We start from the raw sequence: 10,441 nt of genomic DNA on the forward strand, positions 1-10,441 counted from the left end.
ATAATGGAATATGTAAATTTAGTTTTTGAAGAAGTCTACAAAATCCTTTTTCTTCTTGTCCCAGTTTTAGTTTCAGTTGCAATGATTGTTTGGTTAGATAGAAGAGTTTGGGCTTTTGTTCAAAAAAGACAGGGCCCTAATGTTGTTGGTCCTTTTGGTTTATTACAATCATTAGCTGATGCATTAAAATATATTTTTAAAGAAATCATAATCCCAGCAAGTTCTAATAAGATTATTTTTATTTTAGCTCCTATTATTACAATGACTTTAGCCTTAATAGCATGGGCAGTCATACCTTTTGGAGAAGATCAGGTTTTAGCCAATATAAATGTTGGGATACTTTATATTTTTGCTGTCTCATCTCTTGGAGTTTATGGAATTATCATGGGAGGCTGGGCATCCAATTCCAAATATCCTTTTTTAGGTTCAATAAGATCTGCTGCACAAATGGTTTCTTATGAGGTCTCAATTGGTATAATCATTATCAATGTTCTTTTGTGTGTAGGATCATTGAATTTAAGTGATATCGTTTTAGCACAACAAAACATCTGGTTCGTAATTCCGTTATTTCCAATGTTTGTAATATTTTTTATATCCGCTTTAGCAGAAACAAATCGACCACCTTTTGATTTACCTGAGGCAGAAGCAGAATTAGTTGCTGGGTATCAAACTGAATATTCTGGTATGATGTACGCAATGTTCTGGTTAGGTGAATACGCAAATATTTTATTAATGTGTGCTTTAGGATCGATTTTATTCTTAGGAGGCTGGCTTTCACCTATTGATTTATATCCGTTTAATTTGATTCCAGGAGCTATTTGGTTAATTTTAAAGATATTACTTTTATTTGTTTTATTTGCATTAGTTAAAGCAGTTGTGCCAAGATATAGATATGATCAATTAATGAGATTGGGTTGGAAAATATTTCTTCCCTTGTCTCTAACTTATGTTGTTTTAACTGCGAGTTATTTATTTTATTTTAACCTTTTACCTACAATCTAAATGAAAATAACAAGATTTTTTAAAACAATATTTATGGTTGATTTTATAACTGGGTTATTAATCGCCTTAAGAGAAATGTTTAAAACGAAAAAAACAATTAATTATCCTTTTGAGAAAGGAAAAATTAGTCCAAGATTTAGAGGAGAGCATGCACTTAGAAGATATCCAAATGGTGAAGAACGATGCATTGCATGCAAGCTATGTGAAGCTGTATGTCCAGCACAAGCGATTACAATAGAGTCAGCTGAAAGATCTGATGGAAGTAGAAAAACTACCCGTTACGATATAGATATGATGAAGTGTATTTATTGTGGTCTTTGTGAGGAGTCGTGCCCCGTAGATGCAATAGTGCAAGGTCCAAATTTTGAGTTTTCGACGGAAACAAGAGAGGAACTTTATTATACTAAAGAAAAATTGTTAGACAATGGGGATAGATGGGAAAATGTTTTAGCGGCAAATATTAAATCAGATAATCCTTATAGATAAATTTATGATGGCTCATGCGATATTTTTTTACGTATTTTCAATTATTGCAGTCATTTCAGCTATCATGGTCACTGTTTCAAAAAATACCGTACACTCGGTTTTTTTTTTAATATTAGATTTTATTAGCATTTCATGTCTTTTTATAATGATTGGAGCAGAGTTTTTAGGAATGATAATGTTAATAGTATATGTTGGTGCTGTAGCCGTTTTATTCTTATTTGTTGTAATGATGTTAAATGTTGCTCAACAAAAAAATCAATGGTTCTATTCTGAAGCAACTTCTGGCCATATTCCAATCGGCTTAATTATAAGCACAATTATTTTTTTTGAATTAATTATTGTTGTAGGTGGTTGGAAATATAAACCTGAATTGTTAAATCCAAATACTACAAAAATTTCTAATGAAATAAGTAATACACACTCTTTAGGCCAAATTCTGTATACAGATTATATTCATGTTTTTCAAATAAGCGGAATGATTTTATTAATTGCGATGATTGGTGCAATCGTTCTTACTTTTAGACAAAGAGAGGGTGTTAAAACACAAAGTTATTTGAAACAAATTTCTAGAGAGAGATCTGAAGGTATTGAAGTTTTAGAGATTCCATCAAATAAAGGAGTTAAGATTGATGACTGAAATAGGTTTAGGACATTATCTTACTTTAGGAGCAGTTATTTTCAGTATTGGTGTAATTGGCATCTTTTTAAATAGAAAAAATATTATTGTGATTTTGATGAGTATTGAACTGATATTGTTAGCTGTAAACATTAACTTAGTATCGTTTTCTATTTATCTTAATGATTTGACTGGTCAAGTTTTCACACTATTTATTTTAACTGTTGCTGCTGCTGAAGCAGCAATTGGTCTAGCGATAATTGTAGTTTATTACCGAAATGCAGGGACTATACGGGTTGAAGAAATAGATAAATTAAAGGGATAAAATGGAAATTTCAATTTTAGCATTACCATTAATTGCTTCAATAATATCAGGATTTTTCGGTAAATTCATAGGGGACAGAAATTCAGAGATAGTTACAAGTTTATTAGTATCTATATCAGCTGTCCTTTCAGCAATTGTATTTTATGAAGTAATTTTTAACCAATACGAGGAAAATATCAAAATTGCTACATGGATTAATTCTGGATCATTAGAGGTAAACTGGTCAATGAAGATTGATGCACTATCATCAGTAATGCTAGTGGTCGTAACTTTTATTTCCGCATTGGTTCATATTTACTCAATTGGATACATGTCTCATGACCCTCATAAACCAAGATTTATGGCATACTTATCGCTATTTACATTTGCTATGTTAATGTTGGTAACAGCAGATAATTTTATTCAATTATTTTTTGGTTGGGAGGGGGTTGGTCTTTGCTCGTATTTTTTAATTGGTTTTTGGTTTAAAAAGGAAACTGCGAATGCAGCAGCAATCAAAGCATTTGTTGTAAACAGAGTAGGAGATTTTGGCTTTGCTCTTGGTATATTTTTAATTTTTTATTTGTTTGGTACAGTTAATTACATAGAGGTTTTTGATCAAATCCCAACAGTCGTAGATGAAAAATTAAATTTTTTAGGGATCCAAATTAATGCAATAGATTTAATTTGTATACTATTGTTCATTGGCGCTATGGGTAAATCGGCTCAAATTTTTTTACATACTTGGTTACCAGATGCAATGGAAGGTCCAACACCTGTTTCAGCTTTGATCCATGCAGCCACTATGGTTACTGCTGGAGTTTTTTTAGTCGTAAGGTGTTCTCCTATATATGAATATTCAGAGTTGGCTTTAAACATAGTTACTATAATCGGTATGAGCACTGCCTTTTTTGCAGCCAGTGTAGCTTTAGTTCAAACAGATATAAAAAAAATCATTGCTTATTCCACATGTAGCCAATTAGGTTATATGTTTTTTGCAGCTGGAGTAGGCGCATATAATGTTGCAATGTTTCATTTGTTCACCCATGCATTTTTTAAAGCATTATTATTTTTAGGTTCAGGATCTGTTATTCATGCTTTTAAAGATGAACAGAATATAAATAATATGGGAGGAGTATGGAGAAAATTACCTTACACTTATTCTTTGATGGTAATAGGAACTTTAGCGTTAACAGGCTTTCCTTTGTTATCAGGTTTTTATTCTAAGGATGCGATCATAGAATTTGCATATTTAAGTGGCACAACTACTGGCTACTATGCAGCTGGAATAGGAATATTTACAGCTTTTTTAACCTCAATTTATTCTTGGAGACTGATGTTTAAAACTTTTCACGGACAATATAACAACAAGGAAATTAAAATTGAGGAGACACATGAGTCACCACTAATTATGTTAATACCTTTGATAATATTATCTATCGGAGCAATTTTTGCTGGATTTATTTTTAAAGATTTATTTGTAGGTTATGAAGGAATTAATAATTTTTGGAATGAGTCAATTTTCTTCTTAGAACCTTTAAGCACTGATCATCCACCATTATGGTTTTTAATTTTAACTCCAACGCTTGTAACTTTATCAATACCATTCACTTATTATTTATTTGTAAAAAATAAAAATTTTCCAACTCAACTAGTAAATATAAATAAACCATTATATGAATTTTTGTTTAACAAATGGTATTTCGATGAAATTTACGAAATTTTGTTTGTTAAATCTTCGAAAAGATTTGGGTTATTTCTGTGGAAATTTTTTGATATTAAAGTTATCGATGGTTTTGGACCTGATGGAATCTCAGGGTTAATTAAAAAATTTTCTATCAAAGCCAATAAATTTCAAAGTGGTTATATTTATCAATATGCATTTGTAATGCTTCTTGGTTTTTCTGCTTTCTTAACCTTCTTAATTGTTAAATAATGAACTTTCCTATTCTTTCTTCATTAATACTTTTACCTTCAATTGGAGCACTCTTTTTATTTTTCACAAGAAGTAAAAATGAAAATAAAATTACTGTAAAATATGTTGCATTATTTACATCCCTAGTTAACTTTTTTTTATCTATTTATTTGTGGTTTTTATTTGATCAAACAACATCGGCATTTCAATTTGTTGAAGATAGAGTTTGGATTGAAGGTATAATTAATTATAAAGTAGGAGTTGATGGAATATCAATACTTTTTATAATCCTTACAACATTTATTACACCTCTATGTATAATTTCAGTTAATAACTCTGTTACAAAAAGATTAAATGAATTTTTAATAGCTATTCTTGTCATGGAAACTTTCATGATAGGAGTTTTTTGTTCTCTAGATCTTGTAGTTTTTTACTTATTTTTTGAGGCTGGATTAATTCCAATGTTTTTAATTATTGGAATATGGGGTGGGGCTAGAAGAGTTTATTCTGCTTTTAAGTTTTTTTTATTCACTCTTTTAGGTTCAGTTCTAATGTTAGTGGCGATAATTTCAATTTACTGGATCACTGGCACTACAGATGTTGTTCAACTTTATGAACTAGGTATAGACACAAAATATCAAAATTTATTGTGGCTAGCTTTTTTTAGCTCATTTGCTGTAAAAACTCCGATGTGGCCAGTTCATACCTGGCTTCCAGATGCACACGTTGAAGCCCCAACGGCAGGATCAGTTTTACTGGCAGCAATTCTACTTAAAATGGCTGGATATGGATTTATAAGATTTTCTTTAGGACTTTTCCCATTTGCCTCAGAGATGTTTACTCCTTTAATTTATGCGTTAAGTGTTATAGCAATTATTTTCACTTCATTAATTGCTTTAATGCAAGAGGATATGAAAAAATTAATTGCATATTCTTCAGTAGCTCATATGGGATTTGTTACTTTAGGAATTTTTACAATTCAACAACAGGGAATTGAAGGAAGTATTATTCAAATGATTAGCCATGGTTTAGTATCTGCTGCATTATTTTTATGTGTTGGTGTTGTCTATGATCGAATGCATTCAAGATTAATTAATACTTATGGAGGCATTGTAACTATCATACCTAAATATGCAGTTTTATTTATGGTATTTACTTTAGCTGCATTAGGATTACCTGGTACAAGTGGTTTTGTTGGTGAGTTTTTAATTCTTATGGCTGCATTCAAAGATAATTTTTTAGTAGCAGTATTAGCTAGTTTAGGAGTTATTATCGGAGCAGCATATATGCTGTGGTTATATAAAAGAGTTATCTTTGGAAAGTTAATTAACTCTGAATTAAAAAAGATGATTGATTTAAATAAATCAGAGGCATTCACTCTTACTTGTTTAGCTATTCCAACTTTATACTTTGGTTTTTATCCAGAGCCATTAATAAACACTATTGAAGTTTCAATAAGTGATTTAATCAATACATATAACTATAGTGTAGCAAGTAAATGATAAATAATATTGAATTAATATTTCCAGAAATTTTTATTTCATTATCAATAATGTTTTTATTAATTTTAGGAGTTTTCAAAAAAAATAGTTCAAAAATAATTCATAATATTTCATTATTAGTTTTACTTATTGCTGCGGTAATTACGTTTAATGAAACAATTGGTATAAGCAGAACAATTCTTTTCAGTGAAAGTATTGTTGTGGATTATTTGTCATCATTTATGAAAATTATTACATTAATATCTGCATTTGTAGTTTTGTTAATTTCATCAAATTATTTAAAAACTTTTAAAATTTTTAAAATTGAATATCCAATTTTAATCTTAAGTTCTGTATTGGGAATGATGATTATGATCAGTTCTAATGATTTAATTGTTTTCTACATGGGTTTAGAGCTACAATCATTAGCTTTATACGTTTTGGCAACATTCAATCGAGATCAATTAAAATCATCTGAGGCAGGACTAAAATATTTTGTCTTAAGTGCACTATCTTCAGGTTTGTTATTGTACGGTTGTTCTTTAATTTATGGTTTTACAGGTTCGACAAACTTTAATGTTATTGCAACTCAATTCAACACGAATGAATATGCCCTTACTTTTGGAATAGTGTTTGTTTTGGTGGGTTTAGCGTTCAAAATTTCTGCTGTGCCTTTTCATATGTGGGCGCCAGATGTATATGAAGGTTCACCAACATCTGTAACATTATTTTTTACAATGGTTCCTAAAATTGCAGCATTAACTGTGTTTATAAGATTTTTGTATGTTCCTTTTTTAAATCTTATTGATCAGTGGCAAATGATTTTAGTTTTTTTATCAATCGCATCTATGCTTTTTGGTGCGATAGCTGCGATCGGTCAAAAAAATCTTAAGCGTCTAATAGCTTATAGCTCGATAAGTCATATTGGATACGCTTTAGCTGGTTTGGCAACAGGCTCAAATGATGGGATACAAAGTTCGGTAATTTATATGACTATTTATATTATTATGAACTTAGGCTTTTTTTCATGCCTGTTAATGATGAAGAGAAATAATGTATATTATGAGCAAATAGATGATTTATCAGGATTATCAAAAAATCATCCACTACTTTCAATTTCATTATTAATAATTTTATTTTCTTTAGCTGGAATTCCACCACTTGCTGGCTTCTTTGCAAAATTTTATATCTTTAAATCTGTTATTGAACAGTCAATGTATTTTTTAGCCATTGTTGGACTATTATCAACAGTGGTTGCAGCGTTTTACTATTTAAGAATTATCAAGATAATGTATTTTGATGAAGAGAAAGATAGTTATGACAAAGATCATAGCCTTTGGTTGAAGTTATCCTTAACAGTTTCTACAGTGCTAATTTTGATGTATTTTGTTTTCCCAAGTGAATTAATTGATGCAGTTTCAAAAATCAATATAATTTAATGAAGTTTAAAATATTTAGATTTAATAAAGTAAAAAGTACCAATAACACTGCTATAAGAATAATCAAAAATCATAATTATGATTTTGGTATGATCTCATCTGATTTGCAAACCAATGGTAGAGGACAATATGGAAAAAAATGGGTCTCCTACAAAGGAAATTTATTCGTTAGTTTTTTTTATAATTTGAAAAACTTTAAGATATCTTTAAACAAATTAACTAAAATTAATTGTTTAATAGTTAAAAAATGTATTTCAGAATATTATAAAAAAAAGATTTATTTCAAAAAACCTAATGATCTTTTAATCCGAAAAAAAAAGATAAGTGGGATTTTACAAGAAAAAGTAAATAAATTTAATCATACTTATTTAATTGTTGGTATTGGTGTAAATTTAATAAAAAGTCCCTTTATAAGGAATTATCCAACCACTCATCTAAGAGAGCTTTTAAACAAAGATATATCAAAAAAAAAATTTGAATTAAAACTAAAGAAGATTTTTGAAAACAATTTAAAGAGATTCATTAAAAAAAGAGTATAAATATAGATATGCTAATTTTAGGAGATATTGGAAATTCAGTAACTAAATTATTTTTAGTGAATTCGAAAGATAAGATCTTAAAAAAAATAAGTTTACCCTCAAAATCAATTACAAACTCAATTTTAAATAGAAAATTTAAAATTTTAACAAAAGATTTTAAGAATATTGAAAAGATATTATTTTGTAGCGTTGTCCCAAAAACTTTTAATTTTATTAAAAGATTTATATCAAAAAAAACTAAAGTTAAGTGTTATGAAATAAAAGATCTCAATTTAAGATCTATTTTAAATATAAAAGCAAACTTTAAACAAGTTGGCTCTGATAGACTTGCAAATGCAATAAGTTTAATGAGCCCTAAGAAAAATTTTATTATTTTAGATTTTGGCACAGCTACAACGTTCGATGTATTAGCAAATAATACTTACCGAGGAGGTGTTATTGCTCCTGGTATAAGTATTTCATTAAATACTTTAATTGATAAAGCTTCTCTGATACCAAAAATTAATCTTAAAAAAATAAAAAAAGTAATTGGAATTGATACAAATTCAGCTGTTAGATCAGGTTTTTTTTGGGGCTATGCAGGCTTAATTGACAATATTATTAATTTGATTAAGAAAGAAACTGGGAAATCTTATAAAGTTGTTATTACAGGTGGCTTTTCTGATTTATTTAAAAATTCAATTAAAACAAAAGTTATTGAAAACAAAGATATCACTGTTAAGGGTCTTATAAAAATTTCTAAATTATTAAATAGATGAAAGAAGAATTATTATTTTGTCCACTAGGTGGATCTGGTGAAATTGGGATGAACATGAATCTGTTTGGTTATGGTTTACCAGGTGACCACAAATGGATTATGGTTGATATTGGTGTTACTTTTGCAGATGATACTCTTCCTGGAATAGATTTAATTTATCCAGATCCAGGTTTTATTGTTGAAAAGAAGGATAATTTATTAGGTATAGTTCTTACCCATGCCCATGAAGATCACATTGGAGCAATTGCTCATTTATGGCCAAAACTACAATGCAAGATATACGCAACACCGTTCACAGCTGTTTTGATAAAGGAAAAATTTAAAGAAAAACATATTGATATTACTAAAGATCTACAAATTGTTGAATTAAATGGAAATATTTCATTAGAAAAGTTTGAGATTGAATACATCACTTTAACACATTCAATACTAGAGCCAAATGGTTTGAGAATTAAAACTCCAGCAGGAGTAATTCTACATACTGGAGACTGGAAAGTTGATCCAAATCCATTAATTGGAGACGAAATTAATTCTAAAAGATTAAAAGAGATAGGTGATGAGGGTGTCTTAGCAATGATTTGTGACTCAACAAATGTTTTTAGTGCTGGAAGATCAGGATCAGAGTTAGATGTAAGAAAAAATTTGTTAAATATAGTTAACCGATTAAAAAAAAGAGTTATCATTACTTCTTTTGCGTCAAATGTTGCAAGAATGGAAACAGCTTTTTACTGTGCTGAAAAATCTGGGAGACAGATATCTTTAGTAGGAAGATCAATGCATAGAATTTATAAGGCTGCAAGACAATGTGGATATTTAAAAAATACAATTGAACCTATTGATCCTAGGGATGCAAAAAATTTCTCTAGAGAGAAAATTCTCTATTTATGCACAGGTAGTCAAGGTGAACCAATGGGAGCAATGATGCGAATAGCAAATTATATTCATCCAGATGTATTTATTGAAAAAGATGACGCTGTTATTTTTTCATCAAAAATTATTCCAGGTAATGAAAAAAAACTTTATAAGCTCCATAATCAATTAGTGAAAGATGGTATCGAGGTGATCTCTGAAGAAACTGAATTTATTCATGTATCAGGCCATCCAAATCGAGAAGATCTTAAAGATATGTATCAATGGGTTAAACCACAATGTGTTATTCCAGTTCATGGAGAGCACAGACATATGATAGAACATATCAATTTTGCAAAAGAAATGCAGGTTCCTCATCCTGTTCAAGTTGAAAATGGAGATATTGTAAAATTATCACCTGGAGATAAACCAGAAGTTTATGATAAAGCACCGAGTGGTAGATTATATTTAGATGGAAATGTTAGTGTTGAAGAAGATTCTCAGTCAATAAAAGACAGGAGAAATTTGAGTAGTAATGGATATTTAGAAATAACAATTTTAATTACTCCAAAAGGAAATATCCACAATAGTCCCATAATCACTTTCAGGGGATTGCCTGTTTATGAAAAAGAGGAGTTTTTATATGGACTAGAAGATGAAATTGAAAAAACATCAAGAACATTTAAACTTGGTAACAAACAGCAAGAGCACAATTTAATAGATGCACTAAAAATTGCTTGTCGTAAATTTACAAAAGAAAAAACTGGAAAAAAACCTTTTGCTAATATTAACTTAGTGAAGATTTAATGAGCCCTACAGGATTAGCAATTATCTATATAATTATTTGGTGGATAGTGTTTTTTGCAATTCTACCAATAGATGTAGAAAGAAATAAAGTGATTAAAATTGAGGGTGAGGATCCTGGCTCCCCAGAAAATCCAAAAATGTTAAAGAAATTTGTTTATTGTACTGGAATTACAACAGTTTTGTTTATAATTATTTACTTACTTATGAAATTTGAATATTTAAATTTAAGAAATATAATCACTTAGA

General features: G+C 29.2%; 11 protein-coding genes. All 11 read left to right on the forward strand.

Features of this window, described 5'->3' with window-relative positions; genetic code table 11:
• Positions 1 to 3 precede the first annotated feature (3 nt).
• From nuoH to B5L73_RS03030, 11 genes are read left to right on the forward strand one after another with little or no spacing between them, the layout of a single operon-like run.
• Positions 4 to 1,002, forward strand: coding sequence for an NADH-quinone oxidoreductase subunit NuoH (gene nuoH / locus B5L73_RS02980; RefSeq protein ID WP_085147665.1), 999 nt, complete (start codon positions 4 to 6; stop codon positions 1,000 to 1,002).
• A complete protein-coding gene (nuoI, locus tag B5L73_RS02985) occupies positions 1,003 to 1,488 on the forward strand; it encodes an NADH-quinone oxidoreductase subunit NuoI (protein WP_085147668.1) in 486 nt (161 codons plus the stop codon).
• A 4-nt stretch (positions 1,489 to 1,492) separates the two neighbouring features.
• The gene (locus tag B5L73_RS02990; protein WP_085147670.1) at positions 1,493 to 2,125 is read left to right on the forward strand and encodes an NADH-quinone oxidoreductase subunit J; all 633 of its coding nucleotides are present in this window, start codon (positions 1,493 to 1,495) and stop codon (positions 2,123 to 2,125) included.
• The gene (nuoK, locus tag B5L73_RS02995; RefSeq protein WP_085147675.1) at positions 2,118 to 2,429 is read left to right on the forward strand and encodes an NADH-quinone oxidoreductase subunit NuoK; all 312 of its coding nucleotides are present in this window, start codon (positions 2,118 to 2,120) and stop codon (positions 2,427 to 2,429) included. Before B5L73_RS02990 ends, nuoK begins: the two co-directional genes overlap by 8 nt.
• 1 nt (position 2,430) lies before the next feature.
• Complete coding sequence (nuoL, locus tag B5L73_RS03000; RefSeq protein WP_085147677.1) at positions 2,431 to 4,344, forward strand: NADH-quinone oxidoreductase subunit L; 1,914 nt, start codon at positions 2,431 to 2,433, stop codon at positions 4,342 to 4,344.
• Positions 4,344 to 5,825 (forward strand): NADH-quinone oxidoreductase subunit M, encoded by a 1,482-nt coding sequence (locus B5L73_RS03005; RefSeq protein WP_085147679.1) that lies wholly within the window; start codon positions 4,344 to 4,346, stop codon positions 5,823 to 5,825. The genes nuoL and B5L73_RS03005 overlap by 1 nt, the downstream gene beginning before the upstream one ends.
• Complete coding sequence (gene nuoN / locus B5L73_RS03010; protein WP_445082225.1) at positions 5,822 to 7,243, forward strand: NADH-quinone oxidoreductase subunit NuoN; 1,422 nt, start codon at positions 5,822 to 5,824, stop codon at positions 7,241 to 7,243. Before B5L73_RS03005 ends, nuoN begins: the two co-directional genes overlap by 4 nt.
• Positions 7,243 to 7,782: a biotin--[acetyl-CoA-carboxylase] ligase gene (locus tag B5L73_RS03015; protein ID WP_085147681.1), complete on the forward strand. Its 540-nt coding sequence runs from the start codon at positions 7,243 to 7,245 to the stop codon at positions 7,780 to 7,782. The genes nuoN and B5L73_RS03015 overlap by 1 nt, the downstream gene beginning before the upstream one ends.
• An 8-nt stretch (positions 7,783 to 7,790) precedes the next feature.
• Positions 7,791 to 8,540: a type III pantothenate kinase gene (locus tag B5L73_RS03020; protein WP_085147683.1), complete on the forward strand. Its 750-nt coding sequence runs from the start codon at positions 7,791 to 7,793 to the stop codon at positions 8,538 to 8,540.
• Positions 8,537 to 10,195 (forward strand): ribonuclease J, encoded by a 1,659-nt coding sequence (locus B5L73_RS03025; protein WP_085147685.1) that lies wholly within the window; start codon positions 8,537 to 8,539, stop codon positions 10,193 to 10,195. Before B5L73_RS03020 ends, B5L73_RS03025 begins: the two co-directional genes overlap by 4 nt.
• Complete coding sequence (locus B5L73_RS03030; protein WP_085147690.1) at positions 10,195 to 10,440, forward strand: DUF1467 family protein; 246 nt, start codon at positions 10,195 to 10,197, stop codon at positions 10,438 to 10,440. Before B5L73_RS03025 ends, B5L73_RS03030 begins: the two co-directional genes overlap by 1 nt.
• Position 10,441 lies beyond the last annotated feature (1 nt).

Origin of the sequence: Candidatus Pelagibacter sp. RS39 (assembly GCF_002101315.1) — a bacterium.
GTDB lineage: Bacteria > Pseudomonadota > Alphaproteobacteria > Pelagibacterales > Pelagibacteraceae > Pelagibacter.

What these genes read in the sequence shown, in the direction of transcription:
- nuoL (WP_085147677.1), top strand. Translation starts at nt 2,431, where the DNA reads ATGGAAATTTCAATTTTAGCATTACCATTAATTGCTTCAATAATATCA.
- B5L73_RS03020 (WP_085147683.1), top strand. Translation starts at nt 7,791, where the DNA reads ATGCTAATTTTAGGAGATATTGGAAATTCAGTAACTAAATTATTTTTA.
- B5L73_RS03005 (WP_085147679.1), top strand. Translation starts at nt 4,344, where the DNA reads ATGAACTTTCCTATTCTTTCTTCATTAATACTTTTACCTTCAATTGGA.
- nuoH (WP_085147665.1), top strand. Translation starts at nt 4, where the DNA reads ATGGAATATGTAAATTTAGTTTTTGAAGAAGTCTACAAAATCCTTTTT.
- B5L73_RS03025 (WP_085147685.1), top strand. Translation starts at nt 8,537, where the DNA reads ATGAAAGAAGAATTATTATTTTGTCCACTAGGTGGATCTGGTGAAATT.
- nuoN (WP_445082225.1), top strand. Translation starts at nt 5,822, where the DNA reads ATGATAAATAATATTGAATTAATATTTCCAGAAATTTTTATTTCATTA.
- B5L73_RS03030 (WP_085147690.1), top strand. Translation starts at nt 10,195, where the DNA reads ATGAGCCCTACAGGATTAGCAATTATCTATATAATTATTTGGTGGATA.
- nuoI (WP_085147668.1), top strand. Translation starts at nt 1,003, where the DNA reads ATGAAAATAACAAGATTTTTTAAAACAATATTTATGGTTGATTTTATA.
- B5L73_RS03015 (WP_085147681.1), top strand. Translation starts at nt 7,243, where the DNA reads ATGAAGTTTAAAATATTTAGATTTAATAAAGTAAAAAGTACCAATAAC.
- B5L73_RS02990 (WP_085147670.1), top strand. Translation starts at nt 1,493, where the DNA reads ATGATGGCTCATGCGATATTTTTTTACGTATTTTCAATTATTGCAGTC.
- nuoK (WP_085147675.1), top strand. Translation starts at nt 2,118, where the DNA reads ATGACTGAAATAGGTTTAGGACATTATCTTACTTTAGGAGCAGTTATT.